Annotated in this window: 23 protein-coding genes; 6 read left to right on the top strand and 17 right to left on the bottom strand. The window is 49.6% G+C overall.

The features are described from left to right. Window positions 1–6 precede the first annotated feature (6 nt). Window positions 7–1,668, bottom strand: coding sequence for a methyl-accepting chemotaxis protein II (gene tar / locus G8S19_RS08945; protein WP_061068087.1), 1,662 nt, complete (start codon window positions 1,666–1,668; stop codon window positions 7–9). Between the two features lie 407 nt (window positions 1,669–2,075). On the opposite strand from tar, the gene G8S19_RS08940 reads away from it, so the two are divergent. Further along, on the top strand, window positions 2,076–3,347 hold the full coding sequence (locus G8S19_RS08940) for a dicarboxylate/amino acid:cation symporter (protein ID WP_048211351.1): 1,272 nt from the start codon (window positions 2,076–2,078) through the stop codon (window positions 3,345–3,347). A gap of 110 nt (window positions 3,348–3,457) precedes the next feature. Here G8S19_RS08940 and G8S19_RS08935 read toward each other — a convergent pair whose 3' ends face one another. From G8S19_RS08935 to flhD, 7 genes are all read right to left on the bottom strand, one after another. After that, window positions 3,458–6,952 (bottom strand): autotransporter outer membrane beta-barrel domain-containing protein, encoded by a 3,495-nt coding sequence (locus tag G8S19_RS08935; RefSeq protein WP_253686452.1) that lies wholly within the window; start codon window positions 6,950–6,952, stop codon window positions 3,458–3,460. A 352-nt stretch (window positions 6,953–7,304) separates the two neighbouring features. Further along, window positions 7,305–7,808, bottom strand: coding sequence for a chemotaxis protein CheW (gene cheW, locus G8S19_RS08930; RefSeq protein ID WP_003839146.1), 504 nt, complete (start codon window positions 7,806–7,808; stop codon window positions 7,305–7,307). A 21-nt stretch (window positions 7,809–7,829) separates the two neighbouring features. Then, window positions 7,830–9,875: a chemotaxis protein CheA gene (gene cheA, locus G8S19_RS08925; RefSeq protein WP_101742211.1), complete on the bottom strand. Its 2,046-nt coding sequence runs from the start codon at window positions 9,873–9,875 to the stop codon at window positions 7,830–7,832. 4 nt (window positions 9,876–9,879) lie between these two features. Further along, on the bottom strand, window positions 9,880–10,809 hold the full coding sequence (motB, locus tag G8S19_RS08920; RefSeq protein WP_061068090.1) for a flagellar motor protein MotB: 930 nt from the start codon (window positions 10,807–10,809) through the stop codon (window positions 9,880–9,882). Continuing rightward, window positions 10,806–11,693: a flagellar motor stator protein MotA gene (gene motA / locus G8S19_RS08915; RefSeq protein WP_032939611.1), complete on the bottom strand. Its 888-nt coding sequence runs from the start codon at window positions 11,691–11,693 to the stop codon at window positions 10,806–10,808. The genes motB and motA overlap by 4 nt, the downstream gene beginning before the upstream one ends. Before the next feature lie 124 nt (window positions 11,694–11,817). Then, window positions 11,818–12,396, bottom strand: coding sequence for a flagellar transcriptional regulator FlhC (flhC, locus tag G8S19_RS08910; protein WP_005127694.1), 579 nt, complete (start codon window positions 12,394–12,396; stop codon window positions 11,818–11,820). 2 nt (window positions 12,397–12,398) lie between these two features. After that, window positions 12,399–12,740 (bottom strand): flagellar transcriptional regulator FlhD, encoded by a 342-nt coding sequence (gene flhD, locus G8S19_RS08905; RefSeq protein ID WP_040232414.1) that lies wholly within the window; start codon window positions 12,738–12,740, stop codon window positions 12,399–12,401. Window positions 12,741–13,534: 794 nt separating this feature from the next. Between flhD and uspC the strand changes: the two genes are divergently transcribed. Continuing rightward, a complete protein-coding gene (uspC, locus tag G8S19_RS08900; protein WP_048211346.1) occupies window positions 13,535–13,963 on the top strand; it encodes a universal stress protein UspC in 429 nt (142 codons plus the stop codon). On the opposite strand, the gene otsA is transcribed toward uspC, so the two are convergent. The 6 genes from otsA to G8S19_RS08870 all read right to left on the bottom strand — a co-directional run bounded on the left by otsA (window position 13,964) and on the right by G8S19_RS08870 (window position 20,825). Beyond that, window positions 13,964–15,385 carry an alpha,alpha-trehalose-phosphate synthase gene (otsA, locus tag G8S19_RS08895; protein ID WP_253686450.1) on the bottom strand — a complete coding sequence of 474 codons (1,422 nt, stop codon included), beginning with the start codon at window positions 15,383–15,385 and terminating at the stop codon, window positions 13,964–13,966. Beyond that, entirely contained in the window at window positions 15,360–16,163 is an 804-nt protein-coding gene (gene otsB, locus G8S19_RS08890; protein WP_061068092.1) for a trehalose-phosphatase, read from the bottom strand. Before otsB ends, otsA begins: the two co-directional genes overlap by 26 nt. A gap of 175 nt (window positions 16,164–16,338) precedes the next feature. After that, complete coding sequence (gene araH / locus G8S19_RS08885; protein WP_048211343.1) at window positions 16,339–17,325, bottom strand: arabinose ABC transporter permease AraH; 987 nt, start codon at window positions 17,323–17,325, stop codon at window positions 16,339–16,341. A gap of 14 nt (window positions 17,326–17,339) precedes the next feature. After that, the gene (gene araG, locus G8S19_RS08880; RefSeq protein ID WP_115643238.1) at window positions 17,340–18,854 is read right to left on the bottom strand and encodes an L-arabinose ABC transporter ATP-binding protein AraG; all 1,515 of its coding nucleotides are present in this window, start codon (window positions 18,852–18,854) and stop codon (window positions 17,340–17,342) included. A gap of 105 nt (window positions 18,855–18,959) precedes the next feature. Further along, window positions 18,960–19,949 carry an arabinose ABC transporter substrate-binding protein gene (locus tag G8S19_RS08875; protein ID WP_005127705.1) on the bottom strand — a complete coding sequence of 330 codons (990 nt, stop codon included), beginning with the start codon at window positions 19,947–19,949 and terminating at the stop codon, window positions 18,960–18,962. 318 nt (window positions 19,950–20,267) lie between these two features. Further along, entirely contained in the window at window positions 20,268–20,825 is a 558-nt protein-coding gene (locus G8S19_RS08870) for a DJ-1/PfpI family protein (protein ID WP_101742209.1), read from the bottom strand. 546 nt (window positions 20,826–21,371) lie between these two features. Between G8S19_RS08870 and G8S19_RS08865 the strand changes: the two genes are divergently transcribed. Next, entirely contained in the window at window positions 21,372–21,875 is a 504-nt protein-coding gene (locus G8S19_RS08865) for a non-heme ferritin-like protein (protein ID WP_048211340.1), read from the top strand. A gap of 80 nt (window positions 21,876–21,955) precedes the next feature. Here G8S19_RS08865 and G8S19_RS08860 read toward each other — a convergent pair whose 3' ends face one another. After that, on the bottom strand, window positions 21,956–22,207 hold the full coding sequence (locus tag G8S19_RS08860) for a DUF2766 family protein (RefSeq protein ID WP_005127709.1): 252 nt from the start codon (window positions 22,205–22,207) through the stop codon (window positions 21,956–21,958). Between the two features lie 131 nt (window positions 22,208–22,338). On the opposite strand from G8S19_RS08860, the gene G8S19_RS08855 reads away from it, so the two are divergent. Then, complete coding sequence (locus G8S19_RS08855; RefSeq protein ID WP_105242177.1) at window positions 22,339–23,760, top strand: MFS transporter; 1,422 nt, start codon at window positions 22,339–22,341, stop codon at window positions 23,758–23,760. A gap of 33 nt (window positions 23,761–23,793) precedes the next feature. On the opposite strand, the gene G8S19_RS08850 is transcribed toward G8S19_RS08855, so the two are convergent. Continuing rightward, window positions 23,794–24,432, bottom strand: coding sequence for an RpiB/LacA/LacB family sugar-phosphate isomerase (locus G8S19_RS08850; protein ID WP_061068094.1), 639 nt, complete (start codon window positions 24,430–24,432; stop codon window positions 23,794–23,796). Between the two features lie 269 nt (window positions 24,433–24,701). Here G8S19_RS08850 and yecR point away from each other — a divergent pair, with 269 nt between their 5' ends. Then, a complete protein-coding gene (yecR, locus tag G8S19_RS08845; RefSeq protein ID WP_048211338.1) occupies window positions 24,702–25,037 on the top strand; it encodes a YecR family lipoprotein in 336 nt (111 codons plus the stop codon). A 192-nt stretch (window positions 25,038–25,229) separates the two neighbouring features. Then, a complete protein-coding gene (gene ftnA / locus G8S19_RS08840; RefSeq protein ID WP_005127719.1) occupies window positions 25,230–25,727 on the top strand; it encodes a non-heme ferritin in 498 nt (165 codons plus the stop codon). A gap of 45 nt (window positions 25,728–25,772) precedes the next feature. Here the strand turns inward: ftnA and G8S19_RS08835 are convergent, their stop codons facing one another. Then, a complete protein-coding gene (locus G8S19_RS08835) occupies window positions 25,773–26,012 on the bottom strand; it encodes a YecH family metal-binding protein (RefSeq protein ID WP_005127720.1) in 240 nt (79 codons plus the stop codon). Window positions 26,013–26,031: the final 19 nt, after the last annotated feature.

Here is a 26,031-nt window from a genome sequence, read left to right as displayed (position 1 = left end):
TGTCAGTCAAAATGTTTCCCAATGCGTATCTTGTTCGGTGGCTAGCTGGCGCGGTTGTGACGCCGGAGTCGCTGTCGCAGGTAGTCGTGTATCTCGTGTCTTTGATGATGAAGGACGTGACGCGAGGCGGAATGTCGACACCGACTGGGTCAGGCGACTGGCCTGCTCCTCAAGTGCGGCAGCGGCAGCGGCCGACTCCTGCACCAGCGAGGCGTTCTGTTGCGTAACCCGGTCCATTTCAGACACGGCGAGCGCAACCTGATCTATCCCTCGACTTTGTTCATCGGATGCCGAGGCGATTTCCCCCATGATGTCAGTCACACGCGTGACCGCATTAACGATGTCATGCATGGTTTCCCCGGCGCTTTCTACCAATACAGAACCGGTATCAACCCGCGATACAGAATCCTCAATTAGCGCTTTAATCTCTTTTGCTGCCTGCGCACTGCGGCTCGCCAGGTTACGCACTTCACCGGCAACGACGGCAAAACCACGGCCTTGTTCACCGGCACGCGCAGCTTCTACCGCCGCATTCAGCGCAAGAATGTTTGTCTGGAATGCAATGCCATCAATAACGCTAATAATGTCGGCAATTTTCTTCGAACTATCGGCGATTTCGTGCATGGTATTCACCACGCTATCAACCACTTTGCCGCCATGTTGCGCGGTATCGGAGGCGCTTTTCGCCAGTTGCGAGGCCTGACGCGCATTGTCCGCATTTTGCTTCACGGTAGCCGTCAACTGTTCCATGCTGGCTGCGGTTTCTTCCAACGCGGAAGCCTGTTGTTCAGTACGGGATGAAAGATCGGTGTTGCCGCTGGCAATCTCACTGGTACCGGAATAAATCGCATCCGAACCTTCGCGCACCAGGGTTACCGTTTCGGTTAGCGAACGCTGCATATGATCGACCGTGCTGGCCAGCTCGCCAATTTCATTACGACCGCTGACAGCCAGAGTTGCGGTTAAGTTACCGCTGGCAATTTCACGGATATGCGCAATGACGCGAGACAAAGGGTTTAGCAAGGCATGACGAATGCCATACCACACCACCACCAGAATCAGTACCAGCACTACAGCCAGAATGCCGAGTTGCCATTGGGCAAAATGGTAATCGCTTGCACTTTGATCAAAGGCCTGGCGGTAGAGTTTCTCGCTAACATCTGCATATTTACCTAACGCTGCGCCTAGGGCATTTTGCATGCCCTGAGTTGGCTGTGCGAAATAGGCATCCATGTTGCCGTTTTCAAGGAACTGGATGAGCTCCACCAGAGCCGCATGGTACTGCTGATATTTTTCATCGACGTTACCACTGGCATCCGTCATATCAGGCAACGGCGTGATTTTTTTGAAATTAGCGTAATGCGCTTCTGCTTGCGCCAATGACGCTTTCGCATTCTTCAGCAGATCGTTTTTCGCGCTGCTTTGCTGGTTGGACGCATCCATCATCATGCGCGCAGAGGAACGACTCAAATTGATGCGTGTTTGCAGCATCAGATCCCATGTTGAGGTGAGTTCGCTTTGCTGCTGTCGAAGATCGTTAGAAATAACAAAACTTTGCTGATTCTGCTGCAATGAAGAAAACAACAGACCACCGGAAACAAGCTGTAGCAGTGCGAAAACCCCCAGCACCATCATCAGCATTGTGACAACGCGGATACGGTTAAACATAAGGCACCTTCCTGAAAACGAGTTATCAACATTATCGGCATTCACTGAGATAACTTTACGTTTGCAAAAAGGAAATCCATCAGGAAAGCAAGGCCCGGTGGGTGGAGGGAAAGCCGGAGGCGCAGAAACCACAACTCATTTACATAAAAACATCATAATTATCATGCAAATAACATTTTCAACTCGCCTGATTTTGCCGCTATTTGTATTCTCCGCCCCTTTTTCGTGTGACTCCGATCACATAACCACTCGCCAAATACCACAACAAAATGGATAAAAAATTAAAAAAAGTTGTATCTGCTTACGCTTTAATCCAATTTATATGATGAATATTTCGTTACCACTTAATAAGTATAAAAAATGAGTAACAGAACAATAAATGTTAAATCCTTACTGAGGGCTTTTTAGTGGCAAATGCAAACAAACTCACGTTGTTTATTGTGATCTTCATGCTGGCGGGGATCCTGTCGGGTGCGGTGATCCACTCTTATGCCTCCCCCGGCGTCGTTACCGCCTGGGCCGATAATATTACGCTGCTCACCGACATCTTTTTGCGCCTGATTAAGATGGTAATTGCACCTTTAGTATTCAGTACCCTGACCGTGGGTATTATGCGCCTGGGCGAAACCTCAACCATCGGGCGCGTGGGCGGCAAAGCGATGATCTGGTTTATCAGCTCTTCTATTCTGTCTATTCTGGTCGGCCTGTTTGTGGTCTCCCTCGAACAACCCGGCAGCGGTCTGAACCTGGCGATCCCGCTGGAAGCCACTGATACCGGCCTGGCCGTTGGTGGTATGAGCCTGAAAGGTTTTCTGACGCATACCATTCCCACCAGCATCGCCGAAGCGATGGCGAATAATGAGATCCTGCAAATCGTCGTATTCTCGATGTTCTTCGGAATCGGTGGTGCTTCGCTCGGCGAAAAATTTAACGCACCGCTGGTTGCTGCGCTGGATGTGGTCTCCCACATTATGCTGAAGGTGACCGGCTACGTGATGTATGTTGCGCCGCTGGCTATTTTTGCCGCTATCTCTTCCGTTATCTCCACCCAGGGCCTGGGGATCCTGCTCAACTACGCATCGTTCATTGGTGGTTATTATGTGGCGATTTTACTGACCTGTCTGGTCCTGCTGGCCGTGGGTTATATGATGCTGAAAAAAGAGGTATTCCGCCTGGTCAGTATGCTCAAAGACCCGGTTCTGGTTGCCTTCACCACCAGCAGCTCCGAAGCCGCTTATCCGAAAACGCTGGAGCAATTAACCAAATTTGGTTGCTCGCCCAATATCGTGTCATTTGTACTGCCTATCGGTTATTCGTTTAACCTGGTGGGTTCCATGGTCTACTGCTCGTTCGCCTCCATGTTTATCGCACAGGCTTATAACATCCACCTTTCCTTCGCGGAAATTACCGTGCTGATGCTGACATTGATGCTGGCGTCAAAAGGGATAGCCGGTGTGCCGCGTTCAGCGCTGGTGGTGCTGGCGGCAACCATCCCAAGCTTTAATATTCCGGTTGCCGGAATTCTGCTACTGATGGGTATTGACCACTTCCTGGATATGGGACGTTCAGCAATCAACGTATTAGGTAACGGGATTGCAACGGCGATGCTGGCACAGGATGAAGGTTTACTGGAAGAAAGCGAGTCTTCAGAAAACATCACAGAAGAGATTAAGGCTTAACTTTTTTAAGACAAGAGCGAGCTAAGTAAACAAGAGCAGCAAATCAACAAAGATTACCCCAGCCACAGGCTGGGGTATTTCAACAACACCTGGATGATAATTTACATCAATTACCAGCTGTAACGTACGAGCAAACTACCGCTGAGATCGCCATAGTCATTACGTCCTTTTTGACCCGCCACTTGTCCAGTGATACTCCACTGGCTATTCAGATTCGCCTGGATACCCACTTTCACCTCGGCGCGATCTGCCGGAAGATCCTGCTTCACCTCAGCACCATCAAATGCTACGCCAACATCATCGCTGGTGTGTAACCAGTTTACCTCCGCAAACGGCTGGATAACCGACGTCGTATTCTTGTGCAGCTTACCATCTACCCGCAGTCCGAGGCGCGTGGTCCAGCTGTCACCGTTTTGTCCGTCAATACGCGTTCCATTCTGCACAACCGCGTCCGCTTTATATTGCTGCCATGTCACCTGAGCCTGTGGCGTCAGGCTGACAGTATTCAGGTTTTCAAGTCCGATGTCGTACCGATAGCCCGTTTCCAAGGAGGCCGCGCTGGCCGCCGAATCATAATCTGTTGACCCGACATCGCCGTTATCGACGCTGTTATTGTAGAGGCCGTACTGGTACCAGCTATCCACATACAGCCCGCTGTGATTCTTCGCATCCGCAAACCAGGTGGCATAAGCGCCGAGATTATAACCGGCTACGTTACCACTGGCAGAGAACCGGCTCCCATCAGCACCACGGTTGCCTGTACTGTCCGTGTCGGCGTTGATATAGCTCACCATCAGTCCCGCCTTCAGGCTCTGCTCGCCATTATCCCAGCTAAGCACATCACCACCGATTTGCAGTTGCGAGTAAGTGTTGTCAATATCCACATGACCGTCTGCCGCTGTTGACGACGCATCACCTGCTTTAAAGCGCATCCACATACTGCCATCATCGGTACGTAATTGACTCCCTTCGCGGTCATAAAGGGTCTGCATTTGCAGATTACGCGCCATCCACTGGTTGCCCAGATAAGCGCCAATATCAGCCCGATATTGCGGATCTACCGGTTTACTATCACCACCATCGTCCGGGTATACCGGCGTAACATCACCGCCATCGTCCGGGTATACCGGCGTAACATCGTCGCCATCATCCGGGTCTACCGGTGTAACATCGTCGCCATCATCCGGATCTACCGGCGGGACAGCCTGCGAACGCAAATACCAGTCACCGCCGTCTTCATACAATCGGTATTCATACAAACCTGTCTGCACCTGATTACCCTGAGTAAAAACGCCATCAGACTGACCGCCGACATCAATCACTTCAATACCTTTTGTTGTTAACGCCCCTTCCCCCCCGATGTTATTGACATAGAGCGTCGTGCTACCGGATGTATCACCAGTGATAATCACTTTATCCGTCGGTGAATTGTCATCCCCTAACTGCGTGTTCAGATAAAGATGACTGTTATCGCCATGATAATTCCCATTAATCGTCAGCGTTTTAAATTGTCCGTTCTGTGAAGGAGTATCAAATACAATATCTCCGGCATTATTTAATTGAGTTAAAGAAGAATCACCGGTAATTGTCCATTGCGTCTGTTCAGCCAGTGAGAGATTCAGCGAGGAGTCTACCGTCGGATCGGTGTTAACAAACGTCGCCCCCACCAACCGCGAACCAGACGCCATATCCAGTGAAATACTGCCTTCACCCGCGCTAATGATATCGCCCGTAATATCCATTACACCTGAACCGGTCACGGTCCCGCCGGGTAAGAGATTTCCCGCACTGTCGGTAACAACAGGAACAAGAATAGCGACACCATCCTGGGTTTTAATGGTAGTGTCACCGGTCAGCGATATTGCCCCGCCCTGCTGAACCACCGCGCCATAACCATTTGCCCCACTCGCTGTCACATCAATGGTCAGGTTTTCACCATTAATTATTCCCGGACGGTTTAAATTATTACTTCCTATCGCCCAAAGCCCGTAAGGGTTATTTTGCCCACTCATGAGAATATCGGTATTCGCGATATTAACCGTTGCGCCGTAGAACTGGGATGACACGCCGTAACCATCGATCGCGTAAATAACATTTCGATTGTCGGCATCCCCTTTAAAATCAAGAGTACTCCCGGAGGTCGCAGCGATACCGCTGGTCGCAGAGCCCGACATGGCAGAACTTCTGCCGTCAACAACGCTGCCTGCGCCAATCATCACATCGCCCCCCTGCGCAATGATGCCCACAGACTGAGCGGTATTGACGGTAAGCGCGTCCGCGTGGAATTCGCCCCCCGTCACCCAGAGGGTCGTCGCCCCTCCGGCTGCGCTTATGATGCTGTTTTGGCCTAAATCCATAAAACCTGTGCTCATTGATATTGCACTTACCTGCGTCCCAGTCACATCAATCGTCAGATTATCAGCAATAAATTCAGAACCTTTTGCCGCGGGGTTTATCGTTACTCCAGCCCCATCATAGAACCCGGTGATTGAGATGGTCGATCCGCTGCCCAAATCAATGCGTGATCCGGCCCCATTAATAGCGATGCCACGCGTGGTACACCCCCCTGTACGGCAATCCAGAGTCGTACTGATATTAATATCCATATTATTGGCGATTAACGTAGCATCGGGACCCATAACGTAGATGCCTTCAGCAAGATCGGAGGCACCATTGATGGTTACTCTGCTGTTATCTCCCAAATCAACATGATTATTTTTACCCAGCTTTAAACCTGTCACAGAACCATAATCTGTTGCCAGTCCTGTTGCAGTGACAGTGAGTTGATCGGCATCTAATACGCCATCAGTACCTATCTCAATACCGGTTGCAATATTATTGCCCTCTACAACCACCTGGCTATTTTTACCTAAATCAATTTTAGCATTACCCGTACTTTGAATCCCCCACGCAGTGTTATCTATACTTGTAGCATGGATAAAACCATTATCCATGGTAAAAGTACCACTACCGCCTAATAAATAGACACCGCGGGCATCACCTATCCCACCAATACTATAATCAGTTTCAGTTATGGCTGTAATAGAACTTCCACTACCAAGATCGACGTTACTGTCTTTGCCTATATTTTTAAATCCATAAACATTATTTTTACCCGAAACATCAATATTAATACCGGATGCTGTTACTTCTGTACCCAGGTTATTACCTGAAATCAAAATTCCGGTGGTATTTTTACTTGAATTTTGTGTGCCATCCGTATCGACGACATGGATTTCGGTATTCGTGCCTAAATCATTTTTGGTGCCATTATCCAGTGAAACCCCGGTAGACAAAGTTTCACCCGATACGTTGATAGTTGCTTTTCCTTTAATCTGTAAGCCATCACCGCCGGTAGTGATGCTCTCAACACCCGTGGTATTTGTTTGTCCACTCGCTGTAACGACTTCATTATCATTCAAAATAATTGATGCACCGTTTTGTGGGCCTAACCCGGCAGCATTGACAGCAGCACTGCATATTAATGTTGCCAGACCTGTTACCCTGATGCTATTACGCATTCCATTATTACCGCGGGAAAACTCACCAGCGACCACAAACATATTACGCGCCGTACTCCAGACTATATTATATATAGCATTCACATTTAGTTCCCTCTACGCCAATAGAAAAATCAGGAGGCACAACTTCATTACATATTCATTAGCAATATAAATCATTCTAAAAGATAAATTATTTATATATTGCACTTGTAGATTATTTTATATGTACCCGCAAACGACAGATACTATAAAGATTCGCTAGTTTTAATTAAAGAAAAAAATAAAAATAAACCAAGTGAATAAGATAAATATAAACATTCAAAATCAAAATAAAACAACCATTATTACCTGGCTTCCCTACACATAAAATTAAAAGCAAAACGCCCTCCATATTGTGGAGGGCGTTTAATAACTGCCAGCTAAATATTACAAAGAATGATAATATTGACTACTTTTATGCCATATGCGAAGCCGCGATATCCAATAGCGCCATCTCTTCGCTGTTCAGCAATTTCTCAATGTTAACCAGAATCAGCATCCGATCTCCCAACGCGCCCAGTCCCGTCAGATATTCCGTTGACAGCGTAACCGCGAATTCCGGTGCCGGTCGGATTTGATCGGTCGTCAGCGACAGCACATCGGATACGCCATCCACGACAATCCCAACCACCCGTTGTCCCAGATTCAGCACAATCACCACGGTGTTCTCGTTGTAATCCACATCGCTCTGGCTGAATTTCACACGCAGATCAACAATCGGCACAATCACGCCGCGCAGGTTAGTCACACCTTTAATAAAGGCTGGCGTATTGGCAATACGCGTAACCTGATCGTAGCCGCGGATTTCCTGCACTTTCAGGATATCGATACCGTACTCTTCATCCCCCAGCGTAAACACGAGGAATTCCTGACCTGACGGTTCGCCGGCCAGTTTAGTTACATTACTCATACCGGTCATATTCTTCCCTTTCTTACTCAATCAGGCGGCTGTGATTGCCACACGTTGTTCGCGGTTTAACCCCTGCAATGCAGAGACATCGACAATCAGCGCGACGCTACCGTCGCCGAGGATCGTTGCTGCGGAAATGCCTGGCACTTTGCGGTAGTTGCTCTCCAGGTTTTTTACCACCACCTGGTGTTGACCAATTAGCTGATCGACCAGCAACGCGTAGCGACGCCCTGCACTTTGTAAAATCACTACAATACCCTGAGTTGCTTCGGTTTTTGCACCTTCAACTTCAAAGACTTTCCACAACTCAACCAGCGGTAAATACTCACCACGCACTTCCAGAACGCGCTCTCCGCCGGCCAGCGGATGGAGATCTTCTTCACGGGGTTGCAGAGATTCCATCACCGCATTCAGCGGCAGGATAAACACTTCATCGGCTACACGAACGGACATGCCATCAAGGATAGCGAGCGTCAGCGGCAGTAAGATACGGATGGTTGTGCCCTGACCCTGTTTTGACTGGATCTCAACATGACCGCCCATCTCCTGGATATTTCGCTTCACCACATCCATACCGACACCGCGCCCGGAAACATCCGTCACCTGCTCGGCGGTCGAGAATCCCGGGGCGAAGATCAGCATGCCGACTTCGTCATCGCTCATATTTTCGTGGATCGGCATCCCCTGGGAAATAGCCTTCGCCAGGATACGTTCGCGGTTCAGACCCGCGCCATCATCAGTCACTTCGATACAAATATTCCCGCCCTGGTGTTCGGCAGAAAGTGTCAGATTACCAATCGGGCTTTTCCCGGATTCGATGCGTTTTTCCGGCAATTCAATACCGTGATCGAGGCTGTTACGTACCAGGTGCGTTAATGGATCAATGATGCGTTCAATCAGGCTCTTATCGAGTTCGGTTGAGCTCCCCACCTGCGTCAGTTCGACCTGTTTACCCAGCTTACCGGCCAGATCGCGCACCAGACGTGGGAAACGGCTGAACACATACTCCATTGGCATCATACGAATCGACATCACCGACTCTTGTAAGTCGCGGGCGTTACGTTGTAACTGACCCATGCTGGTGATGAGATCGCCATGATTGACGGGATCCAGTTCATTAGAGCGCTGAGCCAGCATTGACTGTGTGATGACCAGTTCACCCACCAGGTTAATCAGCTGATCGACCTTCTCAACCGCCACGCGAATGCTGGTCGACTCGCTGGCGCGGGCTGGTTTCTCACGCTCTGCCCGTCCATGCGGCGCTTCGTTGGCGGTCGCTTTGACCACCGGCGCAGGCGCAGCAACCGGTAGCGGCTGTGGTTCGACGACATCCGCGACAGCTGGCGTTTCTGCAACAGTCGGCGCGACAGTGATAGTTTCGAACTCAATCTGATCCGCTTCAATGACGAAGCAGAGCACAGCAATAATGTCATCTTCAGCGAGGCTACCGTCGATCGTTGCCGACAGCGTATCGGCACCTTTGACCACATCGCTTAAGGTCGCCAGATTCCCCAGTTCCTCTTCCAGTAAATCGACTTCACTGGCTTTCAGGCGCGAGAGAATGATCCGCTTTTTGATCTCTTCAGTGACAGGGGCGGCTTGTGCAACCACCTCGTCTGGTATCGCCGTGCTATCAACAACGCTCAGTTTGGCGCTATTGACCACCGCGGGCGCGGTTTCACCTTTTGCTTCGAGCGCTAACTGTCGTAACGCATTACAAATGTACTCAAAGCTGGCGGCATCCGGCTCCTCTGAGTTTTTATAGGCGTCGAGCTGTTCCTGCATAATATCTTTCGTTTCCAAAAACAGGTTGATAATGTCGGCATTGAGCTGCATCTCGCCACGCCGCGCTTCATCCAGCAGGTTTTCCATCAGATGGGTCGTTTCCTGCAAAATGGTAAAGCCGAAAGTGCCCGCCCCGCCTTTAATCGAGTGCGCTGCACGAAAAATGGCATTCAGCTGTTCGGAGTCCGGGGCTTCAGGCACCAAATCCAGCAGGTGTTGCTCCATGTCAGCCAACAGTTCGTCAGCTTCATCAAAAAATGTCTGATAAAAATCGCTAATATCCATGCTCACGCTATCACCTCGGATTGGCTGGTGGCGATGTGGGAACGCTTGCCGGCGGCATCGCCACTGGCTGTTGTAAGACACTTACCGGCTCATTCTGGCTTTCAGCGTTTTCATGCAAAATGGCCTCTTCGGCCTGCTTATTCAGAACCAGCAGGCTTATACGGCGGTTGATGGCGTCCTCGGGACCGCGATCGCTCAGACGCATCGTGGCGGCCATACCTACCACCCGTAATACTTTTCCATCATCCAGTCCGCCGCTGACCAACTCGCGACGCGATGCATTGGCGCGATCGGCAGACAGTTCCCAGTTGCTATATCCCTTCTCACCGTTGGCATAGGGATAATCATCCGTATGACCAGAAAGACTGATACGGTTTGGGATCCCATTCAGCACCGGCGCAATCGCCCGCAAAATATCACGCATGTAAGGTTCAACCTCTGCGCTTCCGGTTTTAAACATCGGGCGGTTCTGACTGTCGATAATCTGTATCCGCAGCCCTTCCTGGACCAAATCAATTTTCAGATGTGGGCGTAGTGCACGCAGCTTAGGATCGGATTCAATCAGTTGATCAAGATCGCCACGTAGCTTGCTCAAGCGACTTTGCTCCATGCGCTTTCTCAGATCATCAATGTTGGGCTGCTTATTCACTTCCCCCTGCTGCTGGGTGTAATCATCACCCCCACCAGGAATTGGACTTTGGCTATTCGAGATCCGATTTCCGCCCGTCACCGCAGTGGCCAGCGGAGTACGGAAATATTCGGCAATTTGAATCAGTTCTTTAGGGCTGGAGATGGAAATAAGCCACATCACCAGAAAGAAGGCCATCATCGCGGTCATAAAATCGGCGTAGGCAATTTTCCACGAACCATGCGCCCCACCACCGTGATTTTTATGTTTGCGTCGCTTTACGACGATAATGGGATGGGCCTGATTTTTCATGCGTCCTCGGTCGTCTGCTGCGCTGCTGGATTCCTCACCGCACGAACATGCTCTTCCAGTTCGATAAACGAAGGACGTTCGCTGGAATAGAGCGTCTTACGACCAAACTCGACCGCAATCGGTGGCGCGTAGCCATTCAGATTGGAGAGCAGAGTTATCTTCACACACTGCATCATCTTGGTGGTTTCAGCACTCTTCTGTCGCAAGACGCTGGCGAGTGGGGAAATAAATCCATAGGCCAGTAAAATACCGAGGAATGTCCCTACCATCGCATGCGCAATCAATGAACCCAGTTCAGCCGCCGGACGGTCAGCAGAAGCCAGAGCGTGAACAACCCCCATAACGGCTGCCACGATCCCGAACGCCGGTAATGAGTCACCGACCATCGCCAGGCTATTGGCCGGGACTTCAGCTTCACTTTCGTGTGTCTCAATTTCTTCGTCCATCAACGCTTCAATTTCAAACGTGTTCATGTTGCCGCTGATAATCAGACGCAGATAATCAACAATAAAATCAAGCATCACCGCATCCGCAAGAATGCGTGGATAGCTGGCGAAGATTTCACTCTCTTTGGGGTTTTCGATATCGCGCTCAAGCGAAAACATGCCCTGCTGACGTGACTTGGCCATCAGGCGATACAGCAGCGCCAGCAGATCCATATACATCGCTTTGGTGTATTTTGAACGACGGAAAAGCATCGGGATCGCTTTCATCGTCCCCTTGATGGCTTTTCCGTTGTTGCCAACGATGAATGCCCCGATACCTGCGCCACCGATGATCACCAGCTCAGCCGGTTGATAGAGTGCCCCAAGGTGTCCGCCGGTCATCATGTAACCGCCGAAAACTGTACCAATAACAACCAGGTAACCTAATAAGATAAGCACGACATCATCCTTTCGCAATTGACTATGACAGGATGCGCAGTCGGGCAGTTAACTCATGGTCAGGACAAAAAAAAGCAGCGGTAATCGCTTACCGCTGCTGGAGTGTTTATCCACACCGTTTCAGTTAAACAGCCTGTTCGATCTGTTCATCCAGCAGTTGTGGAATAATATCGGCAGCATTCTGGGAAAGTTTACGTCTTTTTACGGCTCGCGATGGCGGCTGACATAAACTGCAGGCAAAGCTACCTGCGGGTTGGTGCGCGTGGGTAATAAAATTTCCGCCGCAGCAGTTACAGGCGGACAATTCAAGCAAACCACTGTCAACAAAACGGACAAGGGTCCACGCACGAGTAAGCGCCAACAACGGCCCTTCTTCTGGTTGCGGGCACTGCTCAAGATATAACCGATACGCTTTAATCACGGCATCCACGCCGCTGCACAAACCGGTTTTAAGCAGAAACTGCCATGCATTACAAAACATCGATGCATGAATATTTTGTTCCCACGTCATAAACCAGTCGGTGGAAAACGGAAGCATCCCTTTTGGCGGAGGACTACCGCGTAATTCTTTGTACAGCTTGATGAGTCGGCCACGGCTTAATTGCGTTTCGCTTTCCAGCATTTGCAAACGGGCGCCCAATGTGATTAATTCCATCGCTAACTGGATATCACGCGCTTCCTGAACAATGCTTTTTTCGCTCATCATCAAGCCCTTTTCTTACGCGCTGCGTCATCGATGTCGTTAAGCAGGCGTGTTGAAAGCATAATACCGGTATGAATTTGCTGAAGATCGTCAACGCGGGAATCTTGCGTCAAACGCGTTACAGTCTGATGATCGTCGAAACGGAAATGGCATACCAGTTGATTGGTTTCAGCCAATTTGACCATTTGAGGAAGTGTTAATGTTGCCAATGTATCTGCCATCTCCTCGCTGATACCCAAGCGGAACATTGCAGACGCTTTGTCCTGAACGATCAAACGCTGTGCTAGCAATAAATACGACAAATTGATGTCATAAATGTGTTTCAGCAACTCGGATGTATGCATTATTTGCATCCATAATAACCAACATTATTTTCATGCGGCAGAACCGCACCCCGTGATGTCGCCGGGAAGGCCCGGTAAAAAAAAAGCAAAAGGTCAAATACATAGCAACGTGATGGCGCTTACGCGTTGTCTAAACATTCCTTTCGTAGAATGCCGCGTCCCTTACAAGCTCACATCATTTCTTACAAATGTCTAAGATTTTTCCTAATTCGACGCAACTCTACCCGCCACCCGTTACACATACAACGTAGCCATGCTGCGAATTTAAAGAATATGTGACGCAGATCACATAATCAAGCTAAACACTTAACATAAATCCATCAGCACAGCTTTTATTTTGGCTATTTTTTAAACCACCATTATCTTTTTCGATTCCAGCCATACGAATAATCTTGCAATAAAAGCGAATAGTATTCTGTTTACGAACGTTAATATCACGCGCAGAAATAGCGAACTGGATCACAGATTTAATATGAAATGACATTTCAGTTAAACTCTTTATAAACAAAGACTTAAATATTAAGACTGATTAATTAATACCGGGCTGTGATAACCGTTTAAATGTTAATTGATGTATACTTTTTATTAACAAATTGTTTTTATTAGAGATGAGTTTAACTTAAATCATCAGAACAGATTTGCAGCTTATATGAAGTGATTATTCTATTTATAAGAATAATTAATGAATAATCATGATGACATTCACACAATTACCGTACGAAACGTAGCAGTATGGCGTTATACGATCAAAACTGAAAAGTTCTCTCATAATTCATGAACAAAAGGAGCGAGTTATGAGCTATGCGCACATTCTTGTCGCTGTTGCCGCCACCCCCGAAAGCCACCAACTGTTAGCAAAGGCTGTTTCAATCGCTCGCCCTGTCAACGCTCGCATTAGTCTGATAACCCTGGTTTCAGACCCCGAACTGTATAACCAGTTTGCTGCTCCGATGCTGGAAGATCTGCGGGAAGTCATGCAAGAAGAGACCCATAATTTTATCGATCAGTTAAGCAAAGAGGCGCAGTACCCCATTGAGCACACGTTTATTACCTATGGGACATTGAACGAACACATTCTGGATGTATGCCGCAAACACGCGGTTGATCTGGTGATTTATGGCAACCATAACCACAGTTTCTTTTCGCGAGCCTCCTGCTCAGCGAAAAGCGTGGTCAGCGCAAGCCAGGTTGATGTGTTGCTGGTACCGCTTGCCGGCGATTAATCACGCCTGTTTGCTGCAGGCTGTCTGCGGGTCAGGCGACAGGTTTTCTATATGACGCGATGCGACGTTCTTCAGATCGCAAATAAATCGCGCCTGCCAGTTGTTGATATCATTTTTAACGATGGTCTGCAGCATTGCCGCATGACGGGAAATGCGCTCGGCAAGCGACATCGTCAGAGCCTGGTTTAATGCGCCTGCAACATCATCCCGATCATAAGGGTTTACAATGAGTGCAGAAGTCAACTCATTCGCAGCCCCGGCAAACTGCGAGAGCACCAGGACGCCGGGGTTGGCAGGGTCCTGTGCGGCGACATACTCCTTTGCCACCAGATTCATGCCATCGCGTAGTGGCGTCACCAGTCCAACATCTGAGTAACGGAAGACCTTCATCAGTAATTTACGGTCAAAATACTGATTCAGGTAGTACAGCGGCGTCCAGCCCAGTTGCCCGTATTTACCATTGATCCGCCCAGCCTCGGTCTCTAACTGGTGACGAATATCCTGATAAGCCTGTACCTCCTCACGCGAGGTCGGTGCTATCTGCGTATAACGAATCTTACCGTGATGCTGGGGAAACTGTTCCAACAGCACCTCATAGGCCTGAAAGCGCTCCGGCAGGCCTTTGGAGTAATCCAGCCGCTCAACAGAGAAGATATTTTTCACATTTTTAAGTTCTGCTTTTAACTGCGCCAGTTTCGGCGGTAGCGATCCTGATGCTTGCCGTGCAATCTCCTCAGGTGCAATACCAATAGGATAAACTTCCGTGCGGAACGCTTTCCCCCAGGCCAGATGCTGTTTCTCGCGGAGCGTAGTTACCTGAGTTTGCGCCGTCAGACAGTCAAGAAAGGCCTGGCGATCGTTGTCGGTTTGAAAGCCCAATAAATCAAAGTCGCACAGTTGCTCAAGCAACGCCTGATGTGGCGGCAACGCATTGAAAATTTCGGGTGTCGGAAAAGGAATATGCAGAAAAAAACCGATGCGATTATTCACACCACGTTTGCGTAGCTCGCAGGCAAAGGGTAACAAGTGATAATCGTGGACCCAGATGATATCGTCATCACTAAGCAGTGGCAGCAGCTTATCAACCAGTAAGGCATTAACCCGCTGGTAGCCTTCCCAGGCACTACGCTGAAACTGTACCAGGTCCAGTCGATAATGGAACGCGGGCCATAACACGGCATTCGAAAACTGGCAGTAATACTCCTCGTAATCCTGTTCACTCAGATTAAACGATGCCCAGGTGATGTTGCCACGGGTAACCTTTTTTAACGGTTGTTCCTCATTGCCTGTATCACCGCTCCAGCCGAACCACAGGCCGCCAGCCGCCTTCAGTGCGCCCAGCACACCTACAGCAAGACCGCCAGCACTGCCTTTGTCATCCGGTGAGGCGATGCGGTTAGATACTACGACTAAACGACTCATAGCCACCTCTCCTGTCATTCGTTGCTTCTTGTTCCTGCTGCGGACAGTTGATTTGTTCCAGCCAATGCCAGACGTTCCTGACAGCAGCCAGACGCCATGTCGCCTGAGTCTCCCCGCTACCCACTTTTACCGAGATACCGCCGGCGCGATTGACCACGACAAAACCTGTTTCATCGGTCAGATCATCACCAACAAAAACAGGGGTCCGTCCGACAAACGGCGCTTCCTGCATAAATGCCGCAATTGCATCTCCTTTATTGGTGTCCTGTGATTTGATTTCCACAACACACTTCCCGGGCTGCAATGCCAATTGCGGCCAGATATGGGTAATACGTTCCGCCAACGCCAGCAGCGCGGCCTCATGCTCAGGCGCCTGCCGGTAATGCAGAGCGAAAGCCATGCCTTTAGTTTCAAGCGTTGTCCCCGGTAACGTCGCCAGCGCCGCATGCAATAACGCCCCCGCTTCGCGCTCGACCACCGCAGGCAGATGCACAATATGGGTTTGACCATTGATATCACGGCGTTCTGCCCCATGCACCCCGGCGAGCGGGAAACGATAAGGGGTGGTGAGTGCGTCAAGCTCTGCCATCGAGCGCCCTGAAATCAATGCCAGAGCACCCGCATTTTGCGTGGCCAGGCGATGTAATAACTGCAGAATTGCCTGTGGAACAACAACCTGGTCAGGATGCGGTTTGATTTCAGCCAGTGTTCCATCGAGATCGAAAAAATAAGCACAGTTTGTGGGATGCTCAGGGGGTAAGGTTAGCGATGCTGTCACCCGATTCTCCTCCTCGTCATGGTCTGTACGCCGCGCGGATCGCGCCGTATATAGGATGTATGACGGGTATAAGTATAGACAGTGTGACCGTGCTCGCCATTTAGAAAAACAATCGCCAGCCGGGTAGCGGCTGGCGATTGGCGGAAGCTAGACTAAAAAGTTGGGATTTAAATCATCAAACAGTACGCTTAGCTTTTTGTTTGTAGCGGTCGAAGATCACCGCCGCCAGCAGGATCAAACCTCGTACCACATACTGTGCGAATGGAGAGATATTCAGCAGGTTCATCGCGTTCTCGACCGTCCCCAGAATCAACACCCCTGCGACGACATATGAGATTTTTCCGATACCGCCTTTGAGCGAAACGCCGCCTAACACACAGGCAGAAATCACGATCAGCTCATAGCCGATAGAGGTCATTGGCTGGCCGCTGGTCATACGTGATGCCAGGATAATCCCCGCCACGGCGGATACCAGACCGGAGAGAATAAAGATAATAATCTTAGTGCGAACGACCGGCACCCCAGCCAGACGAGCCGCTTCCTCATTGCCCCCAATCGCCAGCGTATTACGACCAAACGTGGTTTTATTCAACAGCAGGCCAAAAATAATAAAACAGCCCACGGTTAACCAGATCGGTGCCGGCAGTCCTAACCAGTTGGCATAGCCAAGCGTAAAGAAGCGCTCGTCTTCGATTCCCACAGCTTTACCGTCGGAGATAATGTAGGCCAGACCACGAACAATTTGCATGGTGGCGAGCGTCGTGATCAACGCGTTAATTTTTAAGCGTGCAATCACGAAACCATTCACCAGACCGCACAGAACGCCGAGCAACAACCCTGCCGCCACGCCAATCCACAGGCTTTCGGTCATATTAATGACCACTGCCGTCGTCACCCCTGCGCAGGCAATAACGGACGCTACCGAGAGGTCAAAATCGCCGGATGCCAGGCAAAATAACATCCCGCACGCAACCATACCCGACATAGATACCGCCAGTCCCAGCCCCTTCATGTTGATGAACGTCGCAAAGTTTGGCACAAAAATAGCGCAAACCAGGAACAATACGGCAAACACCACCAGCATCCCGTACTGATCCCAAATTCGGCCAAGATTTAGCGCCGACTTCGCAGCGCCTGAACCCGATGTAGAAACGGAAGACATCATATTCTCCTTATTCAGGCGACTGCCTGGCTGACTTTAGGCATAGCAAGGCTCAACGCCTGGCGTTCATCCGCCTGTTCATGAAGTAATTCACCTGCGATCTCACCTTCTCTCATCACCACAATGCGGTCGGCGACACCAAGAACTTCCGGCAGGTCACTGGAGGCAAACAGCACGGCAACACCGCGCGCAGCCAGGGCATAAATCACGTTATAAATTTCATGTTTCGCTCCAACATCAATGCCGCGGGTGGGCTCATCCAGCAAAATCACTTTCATCTCTTCCGATAACCAACGCCCCAGAATGGCCTTTTGCTGATTACCGCCAGAGAGGTTCATGATCAGTTGCTCTGCACCCGGCGTTTTAATGTTGAGTGAACGGATATGATGGTCAGCATTGGTCTCTTCCCAGCCGTTGTTGATCAGACATCCCCCCGTAACATGTTTACGGCGCGCACTAATATTGATGTTGTTGCGTACCGAATGGACCGGGATGATCCCTTCGGCTTTGCGATCCTCCGGACACAGCATCATGCCTGCTTCAATGGCGTGACTGGGTTTGCGGATATCTATCGCTTGTTCGTCAATAAACACCTGGCCCTGTGTGATACGCGTCCCGCCAAACAGACCTTTCATTAATTCGCTACGTCCGGCACCAACCAGGCCGAACAGTCCGACGATTTCGCCGCTACGCACCGATAAGCTGATCGGAGTACGCACGCCTGGCGCTTTTACCTCATGCAGACGCAGACGCTCCGCGCCATAAGGTCTGGCTTTCCAGCCATAGATGTCCCCAAGATCACGCCCCACCATCGCCTGTACCAGTGCGTCGTGATCAACCTGCTGCATATCCGTAAACGTTTTGACGTACTGGCCATCCTTAAACACCGTTATGGCATCGCTGAGGGCGAAAATCTCCTCCATGCGGTGCGAAACGTACAGAATGATGCGGCCCTCATTGCGTAGCTCACGAATTACGCGAAACAGATTGTCAATCTCCCTGGCGGAAAGAGAGCTGGTGGGTTCATCAAAAGCGATAATCTTGGCATTACGCGCCAGCGCCTTAGCAATCTCCACCATTTGCCACTGACCGATGGAGAGATACTTCAACGGAATATCAGGATCGATATCCATTCCCAGATGCTTTAACTGCAGCCCCGCCTCGTAGTTCAACAACGAGCGGTTCACAATCCCACCCTTATGCGGAAGCTGGCCTAAGTAGATGTTCTCGGCGACGGTCATTTCCGGCACCAGATGCAATTCCTGGTAAATAATGGCGACACCGGCATTCAGCGCAGTGGTTGTGTCCGCAAACGAAACCTCCTGTCCGCGGATCGCTATAGATCCCGTGGTTGGCGCGTAGTTACCGCTGAGAATTTTTAATAATGTTGATTTCCCGGCACCATTTTCACCCATCAGTGCATGCACCTGACCGGCATAGCAGTCGAAACTAATATCCGTCAGCGCTTTTACGCCAGGGAAGGTTTTGCCGATGCCGTGAAATGAGAGATACGGGGTAGACTGTTGCATAACGTCTCCGTGGATCTAAACGGTTGCCTGATGGCGGCGTAGCCTTATCCGGCCTACGAAGGGCGTTATTTGTAGGCCGGATAAGATCGTTTTACGGCAGTTGAGTTATTTGCCGCCTAAGCCTTTTTTCGCCAGTTCTTCTTTGAAGTTGTCGCGAGTAATCAACACCACATCGGTAACTTCAGTAAACACTGGCGGTTCTGCGCCTTTGGTGACCCAGTTGTAGAGCATTTCACTGGATTTATAACCGTGAACGTCCGGGCTAGGCAGCAGTGAACCGTAGAATCCGGTGGCTTCCGCTTTGGAGAGTTCGCTAATTGCATCAACACCGTTAATACCGATACCAATCACGTTTGCAGCTTTAAACCCCTGCCCTTCGGTAGCACGCACGCCACCCAGCACAGTGTTGTCGTTCATACCGACAATCAGCCAGTGTTTAACTTCAGGATGCTGCACCAGCATGGAGTTTGCGGCGTCGAATGCGCCCGGGATATCATTCGATTTGGTTGGGACCTGGTAGATCTGTTTTTCCGGGAAGCCTGCAGCTTTAAGCGCTTCCATCGAACCCGATGTACGACGGCGCGCGGTATCCAGTTCGTTTGCGGTAATCGCCATTACAGCGGAAGATTTCACATCCCAGCCACGTTTCTGCATTTCTTTGTACAGTTCCTGGCCCTGGCGTTCACCAATTTTGGTTGCTGCCATCATCACCAATGGCACAGTATCCATCGGCTTACCTTTCGCATTGGCGAACTGATCGTCAACCGCGATGACTTTCATGTCATAGCCACGCGCCTTTGCCATAATAGCAGGCCCAAGTTTTGGGTCCGGCGTACAAATTACAAATCCTTTTGCCCCGCTTGCCGCCAGGCTGTCGATAGCATTCAGGGTTTTCTCGCCGTCTGGAACGGCAATTTTAATCACCTCAAACCCAAGGTCTTTACCGGCTTTATCAGCAAACTTCCACTCTGTCTGGAACCAGGGCTCTTCCGGTTGTTTGACCAGGAAACCGAGCTTCATGGATTCAGCGATAGCGGATTGTGACATAATGGCAGCCAGACCAATGGCCGCCAGCGCTTTAGTGAATTTGTGCATGGTTAACTCCAGCTTTAACGTTCTTTTATGTAGGGTAAAATCAAACGATTTTTTGTAATCCGGACGTAAAACAAGGCATTACCTTTTATTGATAAGATCAATGCCAGTGCTGAGAGTATTTTTAGCGGGAAATTGATTCTCCATAAGAGAGCGGCATCACACCCTGGAATTACAGTAGTTGCGTACATAAATTCAGCGGGAAATGACATAAAAAAACTCAATTTTCAGAATAGGGAAAATGAGAAATAGCAGATTAATCCATAACATCAGCCAGTGAATCCTTGTTCCCGAATATCGAAACATCCGGGAGTCCAATGATTACCAGGGGTAATAAATATGGTCAGCGTGATCGCGAACAGGGAGATCGTCTTCTAACAGACGCGCAGAAAGCGTAAACGCAAAATCAAAAATATGGCCCAGCCCTTTGCCACTGATAAGATTGCCATCTTCAACAACAGGCGCATCGACATACTCACCGTCGGTGATGGTTTGCCACAGCTCACCTGAACACACGTAGCGCCGTCCTTTCAGCAACCCATTACCCGCCAGCACCCGCGCGGCTGCCGAACAAACCGGGCAAATCAGTTTTCCTGCATCGTCATGACGAGCGACAAACTGGACGACTGCAGCGCTGGCGGCAAGATTTACGCTACCCTGTGGTCCCCCTGGCAACACGATCGCGTCGTAGAAGGCATCCCGACGGGCCTCCAGCGTACTGTCGGTCACCATCGGCACGTCATGATAGCTCACCACCGCACGAGACTCAGCGCAGGCCAGCGTCTCAACCTCAATTTGCAGGCGACGTAGAATATCAATAGTAACAATAGCTTCAGCCTCTTCAAAACCGGGTGCCAGCAACACCGCCACCTTCTTCATATACAACTCCTCGATTTATCCACCGATATCCAACAACAAATGCCGAATAATTCATTCCGTTAAATTTATTAAAACTGATCTGGCGCAAGAAATTAGGTTGCAGATAATTTCCAGACACATCACTTCACCGGGAAGTTCGCATCAAAACCAGCGGTGATAATCACCAGACGTCATAGAATACCGCGGCCTGAAATTTAATTTTGAGACTTGAAACAGCACTTCACTTTATTTATTTTACATAAACACATTATAAATCAGATAATTATATTCATATTTCTTATATACACAAACGGCATGGCTAAGTATATTGTTATGCCAATATGTAAAAAAACATAAATAGGTGGTTTTAAGGATTTTCTTGATACCAGGCACGCGCTATGCTGATTCACGATCGGAAGCGGATATAATTCGCGATCATCTAAAGGACCGGCGGAACGGATTTATTCTGCTAACAGTATTACTCGTACGTAGATGTGAAGTGCAACGGCAGCCCGTTGTACTGGCGTTGGTGACGTACTTCTCTTTTCTGGAAATAAGGATATTGATATGGCTGCAGTTGGAATTGTGCACAAACTCAACACGCAAATGAACCTTGAGTTTTACGCATCGAATCTCTACCTTCACCTCAGTGAATGGTGCTACGAACACAGCCTGACAGGCACCGCGACGTTTCTGCGCACTCAGGCGCAGGGTAACGTGACGCAAATGATGCGTATGTTTAATTTTATGAAAAACGCAGGGGCTAACCCCATCGTCAAAGCCATCGATGTTCCCGGTGATGACCTAACGTCCCTTGAAGAGCTGTTTCAGAAAACGCTGGAAGATTATCAGCAGCGTTCTCGTACGCTGTCACGTCTGACGGATGAAGCAGAAGCGTTGAACGACGCACCAACCGTTGATTTTCTTCATGATCTGGAAAAAGAACAGCAGCAGGATGGCGTGCTGCTACAAACGATTCTTGATGAAGTTCGTAGCGCTAAACGTGCTGGGCTGTGTATGGCGCAAACGGATAAGCATTTGCTAAACGTCGTAAACTACCAACATCACTGAAGTCCGATCGCGACAAATCTGCGCCTCCCGTTCTGAGAGGCGTAAAAAAACCTTTCTAAAACCTGAAACAACGGTTTATTTTAGTGAGACTCATTCTGCGGAGTGAATTTCAGCTCGATCAACGCAACCGCTTTTTGAATTGCGCGCATCGTAACGGGATCAGCGCCCGCGGGATGGCTGGAAAAGTCGATGCTTTTCAGTTGACTGGACATTTTTTCCCGAACTTCTACCGGGGCAATAACATCAATAACATCCAGAATTTGCTTGATAACCAACTGGCAGGCAACAACGTCCGAGAGCAGTTCCTGATCGGCATTCAGTGTTTGGGACATAGTGAGCTCCTTATAGAAAGGTCGTCATAGTACCTATTCAGCGCTCGAAACGGTAGCGGTGCAAGCAGTACAACCGCGCTGAAAATAAAAAAACAGACCCAGTTAATTTCGTTTGAGATGGCAAGCACAACATGAGTGAACATTTAGCGGTTGAGAATAAGCGGGGTCTTTCTCCGGCTGCACTACTGGTCGCCGGGGCCTTCTTTATGGAGTTCATCGATGGCACGGTGATTGCGACGGCCCTACCCGATATGGCAAAAAGTTTCGGCGTGCAGGCCGTTGATCTGAACATCGGCATCAGTGCTTATCTGATCACGCTGGCGGTTCTCATCCCTGCCAGTGGCTGGATTGCCGATCGTTTTGGTGCCCGAAAAGTATTTACCCTGGCACTGGCGATCTTTACCTTCGCCTCAGTCTTATGTGGACTCGCCACCAGCATTGAAGGCTTTGTGGCAATGCGCATTTTACAGGGTGTCGGGGGGGCACTGATGGTGCCGGTCGGCCGCCTCGCCGTTCTGCGTACCACGCCTAAACACCAGTTAATCACCGCAATCGCCACCCTGACCTGGCCTGCCTTAGTGGCCCCAATAATTGGCCCCCCCCTGGGCGGATTTATTACCAGTTACGCCAACTGGCGCTGGATCTTCTTCATTAATGTGCCACTGGGGTTGCTGGCGATCGCGCTGGCGCTGCGTTTTATCCCGGATATTCATGATGACGAGCGACGCCCGTTCGATTTTCCCGGTTTTATTGCCACATCGGTCGCGATGGTCAGTCTGGTATATGCGATGGAACTGCTGGGAACCCAACAGCCGCAGGGCTGGTTAACCGCGGGACTTCTGGCACTTGGAATAGCCACGTTCCTGTTTGCCCTGCGTCATTTTCGCCAATCCGCATGGCCGATGATTCGTCTGGATGCCATGCGCGTGCCTACATTTCGTGTCACGATGTACGGAGGCTCGCTGTTTCGTGCCTCTATCAGCGCGGTACCCTTTCTGTTGCCACTGATGTTTCAGGTTGGGTTTGGTATGAATGCTTTCCATGCCGGTTCGCTGGTGTTGGCCGTGTTTGTTGGCAACCTAACGATTAAACCCGCTACTACGCCGTTAATACGCTGGTTAGGCTTTAAAAAGCTGCTGTTGATAAACGGTGCGCTTAATGTGCTGGCGCTATTGGCGTGTGCGCTGATCACGCCGCAAACTCCCGTATGGGTAATATTACTGGTGCTTTATCTGGGCGGCGTTTTTCGCTCAATTCAGTTTACCGGTGTCAGCACGTTGGCATTTGCGGATGTTCCTGCATCGCAGATGAGCTATGCCAATACGCTGTTTAGTACAGCGACGCAACTGGCTGTTGGATTAGGGATTTCGTTGGCGGCTATCGGGATCCGTATCGGGGATCAAGTGAGTGAATGGTTGTCACTGGGTGCGATACCCGGCATCAGTTTCCGGCTGGCATTCGTCGCTATCGCCATGATTTGCCTGATAGGAATGGTTGATACCCTGCGCCTTACCCGCGATGCGGGAAGCGCAGTGTCAAATAAGCGTCGATAAGCCCGATAGTTCGCGCCATCGGGCCAACCGGGTTTAGCCAATAACTTCACGGACAAAGGCTTCGATCGCTTTATCCTGACAGTTTTCAAAGAAACACTGCTGGAAACGTGGGCCTGAAACGGCGGTTTTCACCAGTTCAGGATCGATAGCGCGCAGGGTATCAAGATAATTTTCTTTTACTACTGCCGCTTTCACCTGGTTTAAAATCCCTGCATTACGCACCTGCGGGTCTTTCCGCTCCGGCGGATAACCTTCACCATTACGACCGGTAAACGCTTTTTCAAACATATACCGGACGTTCAGTTCAGCCCCCCAGCCAAACCCTTTCGCAAAGGCCAGCGAGAGCGCATTACCGTTGTTGATCTGCGCAAACAGGAACGCATCCGCGGGATCAAGGCAGTAGCCACACACCACGCCCGGGTGAATATTCAGTGACATCATGGCCCCCTGACCCGTACCGCAGCCCGTGACAACGAAATCAACCGCTTTTGAATTGAGCAGAATGCTGGCCATAATCCCTAAATGGATGTAAGTCAGATGGTGATCATTTTCGTCGCTCATCCCGACGTTGAATACCGGAAAACCCTTTTCATCCGCGACAGACTTAAGCTCATGGTGAATGATCGCGTTTTTGCTTGCCTGGCTGTTTTCCATCATCAATGCAATTTTCATTGTGTATTCTCCTGAATGCGTCGCGGGGGGCCCGCCGTAAGTCATGACATTTCAGCCACATTACTATTTAGCAAATCAGCTTTCAAATTTTATGAAATTAAGTTTCATAAAATATCGAGATGCTCACGGTTTTTACGCCAGCCTTCAGAATTGACTCATAAACAGGGGGTCGTTGCGATTAATCACAGGTGATCTTCTGGCTATTCAGGCCATTGATTAGCCGTGATGTATGTCAGGATAGCGTATCACCGATTTTTCAGAGCGATTTCATGAAGACCTTTATTCTTGCCCTCTTACCGCTCATGCTGACGGGATGCACCATCACCAGACAGGCTCAGGTCAGCGAAGCCAGCAGCATTACCGGCGTGGTTCGTCTGACTTACAACCAGGCCATGCTACAAACAGCACGTACCGACGACTATGTTGCTCAGGGAACGGCGACAAAAGCATGTCAGCGCATGGGTTATGCCAGTGCAGTCGGATTTGGCCAGCCGGTTGCGACCTGCAGCGTTTATGCGGGTTCTCTGTGTTTGAATACCAAAATCACGCTGTCCTGGCAGTGTCACGGTGTTGCCGTACCACAAACTTCCACTTTCCATTATTAATCATTCCGACCAGCACATCTGCTGGTCATCTATTCTATTTTTATTTATATCATCAATTTAATAGCGTTAATGCGTTTTATTCCCATTCGCATTTTTAATAAATAAATTTATTATTTTACCTTTTGCAAATAATTAAATAACAAATTATAGTGGCGCCACGTCAATATATAATAACGTTCGTGGAGCAGAACCATGCTGAAAACAGAAATGATCGACAAACTGAATGAGCAAATGAATCTTGAATTATATTCATCCCTGCTCTACCAACAGATGAGTGCGTGGTGCAGCTATCACAGCTTCGAAGGTGCCGCCGCGTTTCTGCGTCGCCACGCCCAGGAAGAAATGACGCACATGCAGCGTCTGTTCGATTACCTGACGGATACCGGCAGCCTGCCGCGTATTAATACTGTTTCTTCACCGTTTGCAGAATATGCGTCCCTGGATGAGCTGTTCCGTGTAACCTATGAGCACGAACAATTGATCACGCAGAAAATTAATGAACTGGCGCATGCGGCAATGACCCACCAGGATTATCCGACCTTTAATTTCCTGCAATGGTATGTTGCTGAGCAGCACGAAGAAGAGAAGTTATTTAAATCTGTCATCGATAAGTTATCGCTGGCCGGTAAAAGTGGCGAAGGTCTTTATTTCATCGATAAAGAACTGGCAACCCTTGATACACAGAATTAATGTTGTTGGGTAACGGTGGCTGTTTGCCACCGTTATTCGAGAATCTTAGTGACGGCAGATCTTGCTTTCATGCGTAGAGAAGCCGTCTTCTTTGGCAATAAACTTCCCCTTCGCCGCTAAAAACGCGACCAGCTCACCCGCCGTCATGCCTTCTGCTGAACAGGTGTGAAAACGTGCCTGCTCACCAAAACGCGCGGTAATTGCCGCCTCAAGGCTGGCATGTGAATACTGCTCACCAGATTCAATCATCATGTTGAGCACCTCGTGACCGTGAATAGATTCCATACTACCTCCTCAATAAAGC

Origin of the sequence: Citrobacter sp. SX206, from assembly GCF_024181025.1 — a bacterium.
Classification (GTDB): domain Bacteria; phylum Pseudomonadota; class Gammaproteobacteria; order Enterobacterales; family Enterobacteriaceae; genus Citrobacter; species Citrobacter youngae.
The sequence above is the reverse complement of the archived record's forward strand: the minus strand, read 5'-3'. Positions and strand labels throughout refer to the sequence as shown.